Below are 16,848 nucleotides of genomic sequence, written 5' to 3' on the forward strand. Positions count from 1 at the left end.
GTATGAGTGCAGCAACCAAACTTCCCGGTGACGTGGGCGCAATCCATTTTGTCGGCATCGGCGGCATTGGTATGTCGGGCATCGCTGAAGTGTTGATCAACCACGGCTATCAGGTGCAGGGATCGGATTTGAAATCCACCAAAATCACCGAACGGCTTGCCGGCATGGGCGCGACGGTTTTTGAAGGCCAGCGTGCCGAGAATTTGGAGAATGCCGAAGTCGTGGTGATTTCATCCGCGATCAAGCCGGGCAATCCGGAGTTGGACGAAGCGCGACTGAAGGGTTTGCCGGTGGTGCGCCGTGCGGAAATGCTGGCAGAGCTGATGCGTCTGAAATACAACATTGCGGTGGCAGGAACGCATGGCAAGACAACCACCACGACGATGGTTGCGGCGTTGCTGGATCACGGCAAATTTGACCCCACTGTCATCAATGGCGGGATCATTCACGCCTATGGATCAAATGCCCGTGTCGGGGATGGCGAGTGGATGGTTGTAGAAGCTGATGAGAGCGACGGCACGTTCAACCGCCTTCCGGCCACCATTGCGATTGTGACCAACATTGATCCCGAACACATGGAGCATTGGGGCACCGAAGAGGCGCTGCACAAAGGGTTTTATGACTTTGTGTCCAACATTCCTTTCTACGGTCTGGCTGTGTGCTGTACCGATGATCCGGACGTGCAGACATTGGTGGGCAAAATCACCGACCGTCGTGTTGTGACCTTTGGGTTTAACGCGCAGGCCGACGTGCGGGCGGTCAATCTGACCTACAAGGCAGGCGTGGCGCATTTTGATATTGAGCTGCATGCCGAAGACAAAGTGATTGAGGGGTGCACCCTTCCGATGCCAGGAGATCACAACGTTTCCAATGCGTTGTCGGCCGTAGCGATAGCACGGCATCTGGGAATGAAGCTGGATGAAATCCGCGAGGCGCTGGCGAGTTTTGGCGGCGTGAACCGCCGGTTTACCAAAGTCGGCGAGATCAAAGGTGGCGTGCCGGTGATTGATGACTATGGCCACCATCCGGTAGAAATTGCCGCGGTTTTGAAAGCCGCGCGTCAAGCGATCGGCGACAGCGGAGGGCGCGTCATTGCCGTGCATCAACCCCACCGTTTTAGCCGCTTGCATTCGTTGTTCGAAGATTTCTGCACCTGCTTCAACGAAGCAGATGTTGTCGGTATTGCGGATGTGTTTGCCGCAGGCGAGACCCCGATTGAAGGCGCGAGCCGCGATGATCTGATTGCCGGTTTGGTCGCACACGGACACCGTCACGCGGTCCCGATTGGCTCTGAGGATGACCTCGTTGCGTTGGTGGACGCCACCGCGAAGACAGGTGATATCGTGGTCTGTTTGGGCGCTGGTTCGATCAGCGCATGGGCCAATGGCCTGCCAAAACACATCAACTAACTAAAAACTTCTGGAAATTCCGTTCCGTTTGCCCTCTCTTTGACAAAAGACTTGAGGGCAGACGTGACAGGACATTTTGAGCGCAGTTCAGGCATGCCTCTGCGGCGCGCTATGGGCGCGGATCTGGTGTCATTGTCGCGTAAAATAGGGGTGATCTGAATGAGCCTTTCGTTGGTGTTTGGCTGTTTCTGGGTTCTGGCGGCGACGGGCGTGGCCATGCTGCCGATGCGGCATCAATACATTCCGGGAGTGACGCTGTTGATTGCCGCGCCGGTTTTGGTTGGCGTGATCTGGTATGAACACGGTTGGATGTTCGGTGCGGCGGCCCTTTTTGGGTTTGTGTCGATGTTCCGTCGTCCGTTGATGTTTTTCGGGCGCAAGGCCTTGGGGTTGCCAACCGAGGAGGTGCCCAAATGACAATCTCGTTGGGTTTGGCCTGCGTTTGGTTGGTTGCCGCGAATTTTCGGGCGATGTTTCCCAGCAAAGATCACCTGTGGTCGTTTGCCTATGTCATGATCGCCCTTGGGTTGCCGATCTTGGTGGGCGTCTATATTGAAAACGGGATCTGGGCCGCTGCGATTGTGTTGGTCATGGGAGGCTGGATCATGCGCTGGCCGGTCTATTACGCTTGGCTTTGGCTGAAGAAGCGGGTGAGCTGATGCTGGATTTGGCCCTTGGGATCAGTGCTTTGATCTGGTTTTGCGTGTTCGTGTTTCCAGTTTATGGCTTTGTTGCAGGGCGACGGGACCGTGCCGAGCATTTGAAACGCGCTCAGGGGATTGTTTTGAGCCTGACGGCTTTGTTGCTGTTGTTTGATTTCACACTCGGCGTGATGATCAACGAGGACGCGGAAATGGCGGAACTAGAGCGCTTGCAAAGCTATCGCTGGTGGTTGATTGGCGCGGTGGCGGTTTCGCTTGGGCTGGCATGGGCGATGTTTGGTCTTGGGCAGAAAAAGCGTGCTAACTAAACCGCCTGTGGCTTGCCCAACGTCGCGGGCTTCGCTATCGCTGACGCCCACGTTTACAGGAGTTTCGCCATGACACAGATGCCCCAGCCGCGCGGGAAGCTGACAGAGAACCGTGTGTTGTCTGATCTGACATGGCTGCGCGTGGGCGGTCCGGCTGACTATTTGTTTCAGCCAGCGGATGTGCAGGATTTGGCGGCCTTTTTGCGGGATTTGCCGGATGATGTGGCCGTGTTTCCCATGGGGGTAGGCAGCAATCTGATTGTCAGGGATGGCGGTATGCGGGCCGTGGTGATCCGATTGGGGCGTGGATTCAATGGTATTGAAATCACTGACAATCGTGTTCGTGCCGGTGCGGCCGCGCTGGATGCGCATGTGGCGCGCAAAGCGGCTGCGGAAGGCGTTGACCTGACCTTTTTGAGAACCATTCCTGGCGCAATCGGCGGAGCGGTGCGCATGAATGCTGGTTGCTATGGCAGCTATACGGCGGATGTGTTTGTCGAGGCGACGGCAGTGACGCGGGACGGGGAGATTGTGACCCTGACGGCGCAGGATTTGCAGTTTCAGTATCGCCAGACCGAATTGCCGGAAGGCTGGGTTCTGGTTGAGGCGATTTTTGAAGGGCCCAGCGGTGATCCGGAGGCCTTGGAGGCGCGGATGGCGGACCAATTGGCCAAACGCGATGCCAGCCAGCCCACAAAAGAACGCAGCGCGGGCAGCACGTTCCGAAATCCGGCTGGGTTTAGCTCTACTGGCAAGGCGGATGACATCCACGATCTGAAGGCGTGGAAGGTGATTGACGACGCCGGAATGCGCGGCGCGCGCGTGGGCGGAGCGCAGATGAGCGAAATGCACTCCAACTTTATGATAAATGCAGACAATGCAACTGCGGCGGATTTGGAGAATCTGGGCGAGGAAGTGCGAAAAAAGGTTTTCCAAAACAGCGGAATAGATCTACAGTGGGAAATTATGCGTGTCGGGGAACCGGCGAGCGTATGAAGCTTATCTGAACCGGCAGCAGGCAAAATCATAGCCGGACAGATAGCAGGTAACGGGCGTAAAGCCCTCTAATAACAAGAGCCGGTCAAAAGAAACGGTTCGGGACATTGAGGCACGTAGGGTTATGTCGAGCAGGGCAAACCCCAAAGTGGCGGTATTGATGGGTGGACCCAGCGCGGAGCGCGAGGTGTCGCTGTCGACAGGGCGTGAATGCGCGGCCGCACTGCGGGAAGCAGGCTATGAAGTGGTTGAGGTCGATGCTGGCCCCGATCTTGCTGTGCGCCTTGCTGAAATTTCTCCGGATGTTGTTTTCAACGCGCTCCACGGGCGGTGGGGCGAGGACGGCTGCGTGCAGGGCGTGCTGGAATGGCTGCGCCTGCCTTATACGCATTCCGGAGTGCTGGCCTCCGCATTGGCGATGGACAAGCAGCGCTCTAAGGATGTTTTCAAGCAAGCCGGTCTGCCGGTCGTTGAGAGTTTGATCGCTCCCAAGGCCGAAGCAGCCGCGCGTCATGTGATGGAGCCGCCCTATGTGGTGAAGCCCAACAACGAAGGCAGCTCGGTCGGAATTTACATCGTCAAAAAGGGCGCGAACACGCCGCCGCAACTTGCCGAGAGCATGCCTGATGAGGTGATGGTCGAAACCTATGCGCCTGGGCTTGAGTTGACGACCACAGTGATGGGGGATCGGGCCATGGGCGTGACCGACATCATCACCGATGGCTGGTATGACTATGAGGCAAAGTATGCCGAGGGTGGATCTCGCCATGAGATTCCGGCGAACATTCCGAAAGAGATTTATGACGCCTGCATGGACTATGCGGTGCGGGCCCATCAGGCGCTTGGCTGTCGTGGTGTTACGCGCACCGATTTCCGTTGGGATGAGGCGCGCGGTCTGGACGGGCTGATCATTCTGGAGCTGAACAACCAGCCGGGTATGACGCCGACATCGCTTACACCTGAGCAGGCCGCCCATGTCGGGATCGGCTTTCCTGAATTCTGTAGCTGGATCGTGGAGGATGCCTCATGCGATCGGTGACACGGCGCGCAGATCCGGCGCCATCGCGCTGGAAGTACCGTATGGAGCGGCTGTTTCTCACGCCGCTGTTCCGCCTTGCGCTGCGGACTGTTTTGCCATTCGGGCTTGTGCTTGGGGCCGGCTATTGGTGGCTTTCGGATGAAGGCCGTCGTGAGCAGTTGAACCTTGCCGTGGTGGAGTTCCGCCAAGAGCTTGCGTCGCGGCCCGAGTTCATGGTGAACGCGATGGCGATCGACGGGGCTTCCGAAGGCACAGCCGAGGACATCCGTGAGATCCTGTCGCTCGACTTCCCGATCAGCAGTTTTGATCTTGAATTGGAACAAATTCAGGAGCGCGCGGAAGAGCTTCCGGCGATTGCAGACGTCGCGGTGCGTATCCGTCCGGGTGGCATTTTGCAGTTCAACGTGGTGGAGCGCACGCCGGTGGCTTTGTGGCGCACGCATCACGGTCTGGCGCTGGTCGATGTTGAAGGCAATATCACCGAGCCGATGGTGGCGATGCTGGATCATCCCACCAAACCCCTGATTGCAGGCGAGGGCGGTGACGCGCAGGTCGGAGAGGCCATGCGTTTGTTTGCGGCTGCTAAGCCGTTGGGGGATCGGGTGATTGGCCTGGTGCGCGTTGGCGAGCGGCGCTGGGATCTGGTTCTGGATCGCAAACAGCGCATTCTGTTGCCGGAAAACGGCGCGGTGCAAGCGCTTGAGCGGGTGATAGCCCTGAACGGCGCGCATGACATGTTCGAGCGCGACCTTGTGGTGGTGGATATGCGTCTTGCTGCGCGGCCGACAATTCGGCTGACCAAGGCGGCGGTAGAAGAATGGTGGCGGATCAGCCAGCTCTCTGTGGGGAATAATTGATATGGTAGAGCTTTACGAATCCCAGCGGGCAATGCGCAATATGCGCAGAGCAGCAATGCAGCGTGGCGTGGTGGCCGTGTTGGATGTGGGCAGTTCCAAGATCGCCTGTCTGGTGCTGCGCTTTGATGGCACGGACCGGTTGAGCAATGCCGAGGGCATCGGATCAATGGCCGGCCAAAGCGGGTTTCGCGTGATTGGTGCCGCGACCACCCGGTCGCGTGGTGTGCGGTTTGGCGAAATCAATGCGATGCAGGAAACCGAGCGCGCAATCCGCACCGCCATTCAGGCGGCTCAGAAGATGGCGAAAATCCGTGTGGATCACGTGATTGCCTGTTTCTCAGGTGCCGAGCCGCGGTCCTATGGGTTGGACGGCAGCGTCGAAGTTGAAACCGAGGTGGTGTCCGAACAGGACGTGGCCCGCGTACTGGCGGCTTGTGATGTGCCGGATTATGGCGCGGGGCGTGAGGTGTTGCATGCTCAGCCTGTGAACTTTGCGTTGGATCATCGTTCGGGTCTGGGGGATCCGCGCGGGCAGGTGGGGCAGACCTTGACCACGGACATGCACATGTTGACGGTGGACGAAGTGGCCATTCAGAATTTGGCCTACTGCGTCAAGCGCTGTGATCTTGAACTCGCAGGGATCGCCAGTTCTGCCTATGTGTCTGGCATGTCCGCTCTGGTTGAAGATGAGCAGGAACTTGGCGCGGCCTGTATTGATATGGGCGGCGGCGCGACGAGCCTGTCGATCTTTATGAAGAAACACATGATCTATGCCGACACCGTGCGGATGGGTGGCGAGCATGTGACCAGCGACATTTCGATGGGGCTTCAGGTGCCAACCGCAACCGCGGAACGCATCAAGACGTTTTATGGCGGGGTGCATGCCACAGGTATGGACGATCGCGAGATGATCGAGCTGGAAGGTGACACGGGCGATTGGGAGCATGACCGCCGCACCGTGAGCCGTGCCGAATTGATTGGCATCATGCGCCCGCGGGTCGAGGAAATCCTTGAAGAGGTGCGCGCGCGTCTGGACATTGCAGGCTTTGAGCATCTTCCGAGCCAGCAGATTGTTTTGACGGGTGGTGGCAGCCAAATTCCGGGGTTGGATGGTCTTGCGACGAAAATTCTGGGCCAGCAAGTGCGCCTGGGACGTCCGATGCGAGTGCATGGCCTGCCGCAGGCGGCGACCGGTCCGGCCTTTGCTAGCGCGGTCGGCATGTGCCTGTTTGCGACACATCCACAAGATGAATGGTGGGATTTTGACCTGCCTGTTGAGCGCTATCCGGTGCGGTCTTTGAAGCGTGCGGTGAAGTGGTTCAAGGACAACTGGTGAGACCGCATTTTCGGGGGTGACGCCGGTTTTGCCTTGGGATAAGCTTGTGGATAACCGTGTATAAGTGCGGCAAGCAGGCCGGGCAGTGGCCTTCGAAAACGATAATTGAGTCTCTCCGTTCGGGTATTTTCCAGCGGCGGTCTCAATTGTGCTTGTGTCAGGATGGTCGCGGTCCCCCAAATGTACGCATTTGAGCGAAATGCCGCGAATTTCCCCGCTTTTTTCGCTATATTTTGTGGTGTTTCGCGCTTTTGGGGATGACGGTTCCTGAAAGCGTGGGTAATAATATCCTTTGAGAAGGCAGAAAAAGTCCCTGCGGGTCAGCGGGGAATACAAAAACAGGCGGACAGTTCTATGGCTTTGAATCTGACAATGCCCGATGAGGGTGATCTGAAACCCCGTATCACCGTGTTTGGTGTTGGCGGTGCTGGTGGTAACGCGGTCAACAACATGATCGCCAAGGAGCTAGAGGGCGTTGAGTTCGTCGTAGCCAACACCGATGCGCAGGCCCTGCAGCAAAGCGACGCGGACAAACGTGTTCAGCTTGGTGTGAAAGTCACCGAAGGCCTTGGTGCTGGCGCGCGCCCCTCGGTGGGTTCCGCCGCGGCGGAAGAAAGCATTGAACAGATTGTTGACCATCTCGCGGGCGCACACATGTGCTTTATCACCGCGGGCATGGGTGGCGGCACCGGCACCGGCGCAGCCCCTATCATCGCGCAAGCCGCGCGTGAGCTTGGCGTTCTGACGGTTGGTGTTGTTACCAAGCCGTTCCAGTTTGAAGGCGTGAAGCGGATGCGTCAGGCCGAAGAAGGCGTTGAGCAGCTTCAGAAGATGGTCGACACGCTGATCATCATTCCGAACCAGAACCTGTTCCGTCTTGCGAATGAAAAAACTACCTTTACCGAAGCGTTCTCGATGGCAGACGACGTTCTGTATCAGGGTGTGAAGGGTGTGACCGACCTGATGGTTCGTCCGGGCCTGATCAACCTCGACTTTGCGGACGTGCGCGCCGTGATGGACGAGATGGGCAAAGCCATGATGGGCACCGGTGAAGCCGAAGGCGAGAACCGCGCCATTCAGGCCGCCGAAAAGGCGATCGCCAACCCGCTGCTCGACGAAATCTCGCTGCGCGGCGCGAAGGGCGTACTGATCAATATCACAGGCGGCCACGACCTGACCCTGTTCGAGCTTGACGAAGCGGCCAACCGTATCCGTCAGGAAGTGGACGAGGATGCCAACATCATCGTGGGCTCCACGATGGACAGCGTTCTGGAAGGCGGCATGCGCGTGTCTGTTGTCGCAACCGGCATCGACGCAATGGAAAGCACCAGCCCGATGCCGCTGCCCCGTCGCAGCATGGCTGCGCCTCTGCCAACCGCAGAAGCAGCGGCTCCGGTCGCAGCGCCGGCTGAGCCGACTGTGACCGTGGCGGCTCCGGTCGTTGAAACAGCAGAAGCGCCCGCAGTTTCTGGCGAACTTGGTTTGTTTGACGCAATCGATCCGCAAGCGGCGGCTGCGGAAGACCAGATGGAGCATATCTTCGAGGAAGAGGCACCTGCATCTCCGGTGTTTGACGCAACCGCAGCAGGCGGCGACGAAGTACCGGCACCGGCTTATCAGCCGGCTCCGGCAGAGACAGCTGCGATGCAGGCTGAGGAGACCGACGAGTTTGTTGCGCCTCAGCGTCCTGCACCGGGTACGCCAACTCCACAGTTGATGGCGCGTTTGCAGGCCGCTGTTGAAAAAGCTCCGGCCGCTCCGGCGCGTCCGGCAGCAGATGTCGCCCCCGAAGCCCCAGAGGGCGATGAGCGTCCGCGCTTTGGCATCAACAACCTCTTCAACCGCATGTCAGGCAACCAGCAGGCCGAGGCGCAAGCCGCACGGCCCGCCGCCCAGCCACGCGTGCAGCCCTCGGTTCAGGCCGAGCCGGCACCGCAAGCGGATGCAGAGCAGGAACGGATCGAAATTCCCGCCTTCCTGCGTCGTCAGGCAAACTAAATCTGACAAGAAAATTTGCGAGGCCGTCCCAAATTTGGGGCGGCTTTTTCTTTTTAAATACAAATGGTTATTTTGTGTTGCGCGATCTTTCGCCTGTCTGTTGCAGGCATGTTTCAGACCGTTACAAAGATTGAGTTGTGATGACAGCACAGAGCTTTTAATTCAATGATGCGGCCAAATGGGGTGTGCCGCGTCACTTAGGGGCAACCTGTGCAAGCCACGCTTAAATCAAATGTAGTCTTCTCCGGCACCGGCCTTCATTCCGGGCAGAACGTACGCATGACCGTACAACCTGCCTCTGCGAATTTTGGCATCTGGTTCCGGCGTATCGATGTGATCGGCAAAGACGCTTTGGTGCCTGCACGTTGGGATGTGGTTGAACAAACCGCCTTGTGCACGCGCATTGTGAATGACGCCGGCGTAACCGTTGGCACAATCGAACATCTGATGGCTGCGCTTGCGGGCTGTGGTATCCACAACGCTTTGATCGAGATCGACGCTGAAGAAGTGCCGATCATGGATGGCAGCGCGGCGGAGTTTGTACGCGGGTTTTTGCGGACCGGCATCATCCAGCAAGGCGCGCCAGTGCGTGCCATTCGTGTTCTGAAACCTGTTTCTGTTGAGCGCGGCGATGCGCGTGCGGAACTGGTTCCTGATCGTGACATGCAGATGGAATTCCACATTGATTTTGAGGATGCCGCAATTGGTCAGCAGACCAAAGGTATCACGCTGTCAAATGGCAGCTTTGTGCGCGAACTGAGTGACAGCCGCACGTTCTGTCGTCAGGCAGATGTTGAGGAGATGCAGGCCAATGGCCTCGCTCTTGGTGGCAATCCGGCGGAAAATGCCGTGGTGTTTGATGGCGACAAAGTGGTGAGCCCAGGCGGGCTGCGTCACCTGGACGAGCCTGTACGCCACAAGATGCTGGACGCTGTCGGCGATCTGTTTCTGGCGGGCGCACCGATTCTGGGACGGTATCGCGGCGTGCGCGCGGGGCATTCCTTGACCAACGAATTGCTGCGCACTCTTTTTGCCGATCCCGACGCTTGGTGCTTTGAAGATTGCACCCCTGAAATGGCGGCGCGTTTGCCCGGTGCAGGCGTGCATTTTGGCGAAATTCCGGCGGTCGCCTGAACCAAGTTTCCCAAATGACGCCAAAGGCGTTTTGCACCGCAATTTTCTGTGTTAACAGCTTGTGTAAGGATGGCGAACTGTCATCAGCAAGATCAAGGGGTTGAGCACTATGTCAGGCATCAAGACACGCATTCGCATTGCCGGATCGATTCTTGCGCTCATGGTGGCAACGGCCTGCGGTGACACGACCACCGACAAAGTGAAGCGGGGCGACTTTTCGCTTGATGGCTTTACCGCGGAGCAAATTTATGGCCGGGCTGAATGGGAACTTGGTCGTGGACGCGGGCAGGATGCGGCGTTTTATTTCTCCGAGATCGAGCGCCTTTATCCTTATTCAGAGCTGACCGAGCGCGCGATCATCATGCAGGCTTTCGCTTACCATCAGGAAAAGCTCTATCCCGAAAGCCGTGCGGCGGCGCAGCGCTACATTGATTTCTATCCCGCATCCGAGGATGCGGCCTATGCTCAGTACCTTCTGGCTCTGAGCTATTACGACCAAATTGACGAAGTGGGGCGCGATCAGGGGCTGACATTTCAGGCTTTGCAGGAACTGCGCAAGGTCATCGAAATCTATCCCGATACGGAATACGCGCGGTCATCAGTCCTGAAGTTCGATCTGGCCTTTGACCATCTGGCGTCCAAGGAAATGGAGATCGGGCGCTTTTACTTGAAGCGTAAACATTATGGCGCGGCAATCAGCCGGTTCCGTGTTGTTGTCGAGGATTTCCAGACGACCACACACACGGCTGAGGCGTTGCATCGTTTGGTTGAGGCCTATCTGTCGCTTGGGTTGACCGCCGAGGCCCAGACTGCGGGCGCGATTTTGGGTCACAACTTCCAATCAACCTCTTGGTATGAGGACAGCTACAAGTTGCTTACCGGCCGCGGGCTCGAGCTTGAAGCGGCAAGCGATGGTTGGCTGAAACAGGTATACCGCCAGACGTTGAAAGGCACATGGCTCTAAGAGTGGCCCCGTGGGGATGACGGACAATGCTGCGCGCGCTTGATATTCGGGACATGCTGATTATCGATCGGTTGGAACTTGCGTTCCAGCCGGGTTTGAATGTGCTCACGGGCGAGACGGGAGCCGGTAAGTCCATTTTGCTGGACAGTTTGGGGTTCGTGCTTGGTTGGCGTGGCCGTGCGGAACTTGTGCGGGCGGGGGCCGAGCAAGGCGAAGTGGTCGCGGAGTTTGGCCTGTCCTCGGATCATCCAGCGCATGCCATTTTGGACGAAGCGGGACTGCCCGGCGGGGATGAACTGATCCTGCGACGTGTGAACCGCTCTGACGGGCGCAAGACGGCATGGGTCAACGACAGGCGCTGTTCTGGCGAGGTGTTGCGGCGTCTTTCAGAAACGCTGATTGAACTGCACGGTCAGCATGATGATCGCGGATTGCTTGATCCCAAAGGACATCGCGCCCTGCTTGATGCCTTTGCCGAAACAGATGCGCAGCGCGCCGAGGTCCGGATGCTGTGGTCTGCGGTCGGGAAGGCCCGCAAGGGGCTGGAAACTGCAGAGGCCGAATTGGCAGCTGTGCGGGATGAAGAAGATTTTCTGCGTCATGCGGTCGCCGAGTTGGACAAATTGGATCCCCAACCCGGAGAAGAAGCCGAATTGGACATCCGTCGCCGGATGATGCAAGGCGCTGAAAAAGTGCGTGAAAGCGTGGTACGGGCCCATGAGATCATGGGCTCGGGCGGCGCAGAGGGGGCAATGGGGGATGCCTTGCGCTGGCTTGAAGGCGCGATGGCGGACACCGAAGATCTTTTGACCGCGCCGGTCGCATCACTTGAGCGTGCGTTGAATGAGCTGAGCGAGGCCGTGGACGGGGTAGAGCGCTCGCTCGAGGCTCTGGAGTTCAACCCGCATGAGCTTGAACAGGTTGAAGAACGTCTGTTTGCGATCCGCGCGATGGCCCGCAAACATGATGTGGTCGCTGACGTACTTGGCACCTTCGCCGAGGAATTGCGCGGGCGGCTTGCGGCGCTGGACGCGGGAGAGGGCAATATCGCGGATTTGCGTGCGGCCCTGAACGCGGCGCAGGCCGATTATGACAAAGCCGCAGAGGCGCTGAGCGCCAAGCGCAAGGCCGCAGCGGCCAAGCTTGATGCTGCGGTGATGGGTGAATTGGCGCCGCTGAAGATGGAGCGGGCGGTTTTTGAAACCAGTGTCCGCGACGCGGAAGCCGGCCCAGATGGGCGCGATCAGGTGGAATTTGTGGTCGCAACCAATCCCGGCGCGCCTGCTGGCCCACTTGGCAAAATTGCGTCGGGCGGGGAGCTGAGCCGTTTTCTTTTGGCTCTGAAGGTGTGTCTGACGTCTGATGACAGCAATGTCACCATGATCTTTGACGAAATTGACCGTGGTGTCGGGGGGGCGACGGCGGATGCGGTCGGGCGGCGGCTCAAGGCGTTGGCGGATGGCGGACAGGTGCTTGTCGTAACGCACTCGCCGCAGGTGGCCGCACTCGGGGCGCATCATTGGCGCGTTCAGAAACGGGTCGAGAACGAAGCGACTCTGAGCGAAGTTGTGCCGCTGGACGCGGGTGCACGGATCGACGAGGTCGCGCGGATGCTGTCCGGAGATACGATCACGGATGAGGCGCGTGCGGCAGCGCGGGCGCTTTTGGGCTAAACGCGCGAAGAGGTGAGCACAGGCAAGGGGTTTCCTCTTTGCGCACACCCAATTTTCGGACTACACCGGAATAAGAAATCCGAAAATGCCGAGGCACTATGGCTAAGTCCGTTGGCTCCTTCCTGAAAGAAAGCGCGCACGAAGCGGCGGAAACCTGTCGTGGTGGCTGGCGTGTTCTGGTGACCAAGGGCCCAAGTCAGTTTCAATTCTGGCTCATCGCGCTGGCTATCGGGATTGCGGCGGGCTTTGCAGCGCTGGCATTTCGAAAAGGCATCCAGTTCCTGCAAGCAACGCTCTATGGCACGGAAGACCTGACGCATCTTCACAGTTTCGCGCATACGCTGCCGTGGTTCTGGCTGTTAGTCATTCCGACGGTCGGCGGGTTGGTTGTCGGGATTATTTTACATAATTTCACGCCTGACGGGCGGGTGCGGTCTGTGGCCGACGTTATTCAGGGGGCTGCACTTTACGAGGGGCGGGTCGAACGCAAAGCGGGGATCGCCTCGGCGTTGGCGTCTTTGATCACGCTGAGTTCGGGCGGCTCCACCGGACGGGAAGGCCCAGTGGTGCATATGGCAGGTGCCATTGCGTCATGGGTCAGCGACAGAATTCAGGCGAACGGTATCACTGGTCGCGATCTTTTGGGCTGTGCGGTGGCCGCAGCGGTGTCGGCGTCGTTTAACGCGCCCATCGCGGGCGCGCTGTTTGCCTTGGAAGTGGTGCTGCGCCATTTCGCGGTGCATGCGTTTGCGCCGATCGTGATCGCTTCGGTGGCGGGCACCGTGATCAACCGGCTGGAATTTGGCGATGTGACCGAATTTACCCTGCCGACAGCAACTGCGTTGCAGTTTTATCAGGAATTGCCGGCCTTTTTGATGCTTGGGGCGCTTTGTGGACTGGTTGCAGTGGCATTGATGTGGACCATTTTCTGGTCCGAGGACATGGCGAGCCATTTGCAGGAAGACCTACGCATTCCACGATGGCTTCGCCCTGCGATTTCAGGCGCCATGCTGGGCGGGATCGCGATCTTCTTTCCGCATATTATCGGGGTTGGATATGAGACCACGTCGGCCGCGTTGACCGGTCAGTTGGTGTTGCACGAAGCGGTTGTCTTTGCTGTGCTTAAGGTGATCGCCGTGTCGATCACCATGGCGGGCCGCATGGGGGGCGGTGTATTTTCTCCGGCGCTTATGGTTGGCGCGCTTACGGGGTTGGCCTTTGGGTATATAGCCACGGCTGTATTTCCGGACGTATCCGGCACCACAACGCTTTATGCGCTGGCAGGTCTGGGCGCAGTTGCGGCGGCGGTGCTGGGCGCGCCGATTTCAACCACACTGATCGTCTTTGAAATGACCGGAGACTGGCAAACGGGTCTGGCGGTTATGGTGGCTGTTTCCATATCCACCGCGTTGAGTTCGCGGTTGGTGGATCAGAGCTTTTTCCTGACGCAACTAGAGCGGCGTGGGGTGCATATCGCCGCTGGGCCGCAAGCCTATCTTTTGTCGATCTGCCGCGTCGCGGGGGTGATGCGGGACAAGGATGATCTGCAGGGAGCTCCTGAGGAGCGGTGTTGGGAAATGATTGCCGAGGGCAGCTATGTCGACCGCAACGCGACGCTGGAAAGCCTGATGCCAATGTTTGAGACATCCGGCGCTGCGTTTGTGCCGGTTGTGGCGCTTGGCGGAGAGGATCAGCCGCCGGACCTGTTGGGGGCGGTGTTTCATGTGGACGCATTGCGCGCTTTCAACAAAGCGCTCTCCGACACTGCCGCCGAGGAACATTCGTGACGTGCTTTATTGCGTGTCAGTATAGGGTTCGACCGTGGCGGCATCCATTGTGTAGGTGATATTGACCTTGGATTCCCCGTCCACCAGCCACAGAGATTTTTCTTGCGGATCGCTTTTGATCTGGCCGGAGATCCAGATCGGCGCATATAGGCCGGTTGCCTCGAAACCTTCGGGGTATGAGACATGTACAATCTGGTTTGCTGGCGGCGGCGGTACGTGAATGCAGGCACCGACGGTGGGCACCAAAAGAAACTCGACTGCTTTGCCGTCCTGTACATCCAGCGGCAGAATGTAGCCGGGTATACGCACTGTCTGGCCGACGATGGTCTCGTTGGGGGCGGTGGCGTCCTTCATGCGCAAGTCCATGATGCGCAGGCGTTCAGCAAACAGAAAATCCACGTCCAGCCCACTGTCGATCAGCTCTTGTCGCAGATTGGCAGCATCCTCTGCCGCATAGGCGTCAGTGCCGGTTTCCGCCAGCGTCTGCAGCTGCAACAGGTGGGACAGTCGCGACATGTGGGCGCTGGAGATGTCGGCAAACGGGTTCTCGTAAGCCGTATAGGGCGGGGCCAGATCGGCCCAGTCTACCTTGACGGGTTCAGAGGCCTGCGCGATTGCAGTCGACAAGAGCAATGCTGCTGGCAGAGCAAGGAATTTCATAGGCAACCTTTCGACAGTCATGCGCACTGAAACCGCTTAGAGACGTGTGGTCAAGCCATCAGCCAGCGTCATGCGGTACACGCGCCATGCTGGCAGAAGGGCGGCAAGGGCGGCAAAACAAAAAACCGCGAGCAAAATGCCCATCTCTTCACCGGTCGGCAAATGCAGACCCATGCGGAACCCGAAATTGGCTGACAGAATGGGGTTTGCGCTGGTCATGCTTACATAAAGAAGCACCAGACCCACTAGGATGCCTGCGGCTGTCACTGCCAACGCTTCGGTCACGATCAGGCCAAAAATCGTGCGCGGAGAGGCCCCGACCGACCGCAGGATTGCGAATTCTCGGCGACGGGCGTCAAGCGCGGCAGACAGCATCACGACCATTCCGATCAGGCTAGCGATTGCGACCGCGATTGACATCAGCCGAAGGGCGCCCTCAGCGGTGCCTGTGATCGACCACAACTGCAAAAGTGCGACATTGGGCATGACAGCGCTCAGGGCTTCGGATTGTGAGTCGCTCAGAGCCCGCTGAATACCAAGAATGGCCGTGCGCTGTGAAAGCCCGACATAGACGGCGTTGATCTGCTCGGGAGTGTAGGCTGCACCGTTGTCTTGGGGAGCATCGGCGGCGAAAGGATCAGCCGCCAGCGGGGCATAGCCCGCGTGCAGCGCGTCAAAGCCTTCCAGCGTCACAAAGACCATGCGGTCAACCACGGTGCCGGTAGGGGCGAGAACGCCAGATACAGTGAAAGGCGCATCGTCGTGCATTTCAAAAGACACGCTGCCTGCGCCGTGAGCATTGACCAGAACAGAGCCGACTTCATACCCGAACAGAGTGGCAATCTCGGCACCGATCACGGCGCTGTCGCGTGTCACGAAAGTTGATCCCTGCGCAAAGGCCAAAGGTGTGCCGCCGCTGTGGCGGAAATGCTCGAAATAGGCGGCCGTTGTGCCCGTCACCGGATAACCGCGGTGATTGTCGCCCATCATCAAAGGCACAGCCCAGCCAACGCCGGGCATGACGGCAATCTGTGTATAGCTGTCCCAGCGCATTGCCGCACCGGTGGAGCCTACGCCAAATACCGTGGACAACAAAATCTGAACGTCGTTGCCACGCGGCGCAACGATCAGGTCGATACCGCCCGCAGTATCCGCAAAAGACGCGCGCGCGCTGTCGCGCAGTCGTTCCACGCCGAGGATCAATGCAACACTCAACGCGATTGAAAGAACGGTGAGCGCGGCGACAAAACGCCGGTTCCAAAGGCTTTGCAGGGCAAAATTCAGCATGGGTCGACCTTTGGTGCGTTGATTTCACTCATTTGAATGACGCGGTCAAAGTGGTGTTCAAGACCCGGGTCGTGGCTGACAACCAGAAGCGCGGCGCCAGAGTGTGCCGCCTCGCGTGACAGCAGCGACAAAAAGCGGTCTTTGGCCTCAGGATCAAGAGCGGATGTGGGCTCATCCGCGAGGATCAGATCCGGCGTGCCGATCAATGCACGCGCGGCTGCGACACGCTGTTGCTGACCGTAGCTTAGATTTCCGGCAGGCGTGTCTGAATGCTCGGCAATGCCAAGCGCCACGAGCAATTTTTGCGCATCGTCCTGCGGTGTGCCGGAAAGACGCTGGCGGCGCTGCGCCGAAAACCGGCATGGCAGCACCACATTGTCGCGCACCGACAACCATGGGATCAGGTTAAAGCTCTGAAAAATCAGTCCGATGTGGTCCACACGAAATGCATCCCGGTGGCTTTGGGGCAGGGCGCCAACATCTGTTCCGGCGATCCGCACCGTGCCGGCCGGCACATCCACCACGCCGGACATTGCAGCAAGTAAGGTGGATTTGCCGCAGCCGCTTGGACCGCGCAACAAGACCCGCTCACCTGTGCGCAGACCAAAGCGCTCGATTGCCAGCGTTTGATCGGTCGCGCCGGACCAGTTGAACCGCAAATCGGCAATTGCTACGGCCAGGGCTTCGACACCTGCGGCCGCACCGGAAGAGTGGTTATATGAACTGGTCGACACAGGC

Annotated in this window: 16 protein-coding genes; 13 read left to right on the forward strand and 3 right to left on the reverse strand. The window is 58.6% G+C overall.

The genetic code is table 11. From position 1 onward, the window contains the following. The first annotated feature begins 2 nt into the window (after positions 1–2). The 13 genes from murC to BM069_RS00970 all read left to right on the forward strand — a co-directional run bounded on the left by murC (position 3) and on the right by BM069_RS00970 (position 14,163). On the forward strand, positions 3–1,409 hold the full coding sequence (murC, locus tag BM069_RS00910; RefSeq protein ID WP_093319131.1) for a UDP-N-acetylmuramate--L-alanine ligase: 1,407 nt from the start codon (positions 3–5) through the stop codon (positions 1,407–1,409). A 159-nt stretch (positions 1,410–1,568) separates the two neighbouring features. Further along, positions 1,569–1,826 (forward strand): DUF2484 family protein, encoded by a 258-nt coding sequence (locus BM069_RS00915; RefSeq protein WP_093319134.1) that lies wholly within the window; start codon positions 1,569–1,571, stop codon positions 1,824–1,826. After that, the gene (locus BM069_RS00920) at positions 1,823–2,068 is read left to right on the forward strand and encodes a DUF2484 family protein (RefSeq protein WP_093319136.1); all 246 of its coding nucleotides are present in this window, start codon (positions 1,823–1,825) and stop codon (positions 2,066–2,068) included. The genes BM069_RS00915 and BM069_RS00920 overlap by 4 nt, the downstream gene beginning before the upstream one ends. After that, positions 2,068–2,379: a hypothetical protein gene (locus BM069_RS00925; protein ID WP_093319138.1), complete on the forward strand. Its 312-nt coding sequence runs from the start codon at positions 2,068–2,070 to the stop codon at positions 2,377–2,379. Before BM069_RS00920 ends, BM069_RS00925 begins: the two co-directional genes overlap by 1 nt. Before the next feature lie 69 nt (positions 2,380–2,448). Then, positions 2,449–3,375, forward strand: coding sequence for a UDP-N-acetylmuramate dehydrogenase (gene murB / locus BM069_RS00930; RefSeq protein WP_093319140.1), 927 nt, complete (start codon positions 2,449–2,451; stop codon positions 3,373–3,375). A 160-nt stretch (positions 3,376–3,535) separates the two neighbouring features. Next, entirely contained in the window at positions 3,536–4,414 is an 879-nt protein-coding gene (locus BM069_RS00935) for a D-alanine--D-alanine ligase (protein WP_244503491.1), read from the forward strand. Further along, positions 4,402–5,271, forward strand: coding sequence for a cell division protein FtsQ/DivIB (locus BM069_RS00940; protein WP_093319145.1), 870 nt, complete (start codon positions 4,402–4,404; stop codon positions 5,269–5,271). The genes BM069_RS00935 and BM069_RS00940 overlap by 13 nt, the downstream gene beginning before the upstream one ends. 1 nt (position 5,272) lies before the next feature. Beyond that, on the forward strand, positions 5,273–6,607 hold the full coding sequence (gene ftsA / locus BM069_RS00945; protein WP_093319148.1) for a cell division protein FtsA: 1,335 nt from the start codon (positions 5,273–5,275) through the stop codon (positions 6,605–6,607). A 354-nt stretch (positions 6,608–6,961) separates the two neighbouring features. Further along, on the forward strand, positions 6,962–8,605 hold the full coding sequence (gene ftsZ / locus BM069_RS00950) for a cell division protein FtsZ (RefSeq protein ID WP_093319151.1): 1,644 nt from the start codon (positions 6,962–6,964) through the stop codon (positions 8,603–8,605). A 210-nt stretch (positions 8,606–8,815) separates the two neighbouring features. Next, on the forward strand, positions 8,816–9,739 hold the full coding sequence (gene lpxC / locus BM069_RS00955) for a UDP-3-O-acyl-N-acetylglucosamine deacetylase (protein ID WP_093319153.1): 924 nt from the start codon (positions 8,816–8,818) through the stop codon (positions 9,737–9,739). Positions 9,740–9,848: 109 nt separating this feature from the next. Continuing rightward, positions 9,849–10,703: an outer membrane protein assembly factor BamD gene (locus BM069_RS00960; protein WP_093319156.1), complete on the forward strand. Its 855-nt coding sequence runs from the start codon at positions 9,849–9,851 to the stop codon at positions 10,701–10,703. Positions 10,704–10,729: 26 nt separating this feature from the next. Next, a complete protein-coding gene (gene recN / locus BM069_RS00965; RefSeq protein WP_093319158.1) occupies positions 10,730–12,376 on the forward strand; it encodes a DNA repair protein RecN in 1,647 nt (548 codons plus the stop codon). 98 nt (positions 12,377–12,474) lie between these two features. Continuing rightward, positions 12,475–14,163 (forward strand): chloride channel protein, encoded by a 1,689-nt coding sequence (locus tag BM069_RS00970; RefSeq protein WP_093319161.1) that lies wholly within the window; start codon positions 12,475–12,477, stop codon positions 14,161–14,163. 6 nt (positions 14,164–14,169) lie between these two features. On the opposite strand, the gene BM069_RS00975 is transcribed toward BM069_RS00970, so the two are convergent. From BM069_RS00975 to BM069_RS00985, 3 genes are read right to left on the reverse strand one after another with little or no spacing between them, the layout of a single operon-like run. Continuing rightward, the gene (locus BM069_RS00975) at positions 14,170–14,823 is read right to left on the reverse strand and encodes a DUF3299 domain-containing protein (protein ID WP_170846640.1); all 654 of its coding nucleotides are present in this window, start codon (positions 14,821–14,823) and stop codon (positions 14,170–14,172) included. 36 nt (positions 14,824–14,859) lie between these two features. After that, positions 14,860–16,110, reverse strand: a complete 1,251-nt coding sequence (locus tag BM069_RS00980) for an ABC transporter permease (RefSeq protein WP_212611501.1) — start codon at positions 16,108–16,110, stop codon at positions 14,860–14,862. After that, entirely contained in the window at positions 16,104–16,844 is a 741-nt protein-coding gene (locus tag BM069_RS00985) for an ATP-binding cassette domain-containing protein (protein WP_093319166.1), read from the reverse strand. Before BM069_RS00985 ends, BM069_RS00980 begins: the two co-directional genes overlap by 7 nt. Between the last annotated feature and the right edge of the window lie 4 nt (positions 16,845–16,848).

Origin of the sequence: Shimia haliotis (assembly GCF_900114415.1) — a bacterium.
In the GTDB taxonomy this organism is placed as follows: domain Bacteria; phylum Pseudomonadota; class Alphaproteobacteria; order Rhodobacterales; family Rhodobacteraceae; genus Shimia; species Shimia haliotis.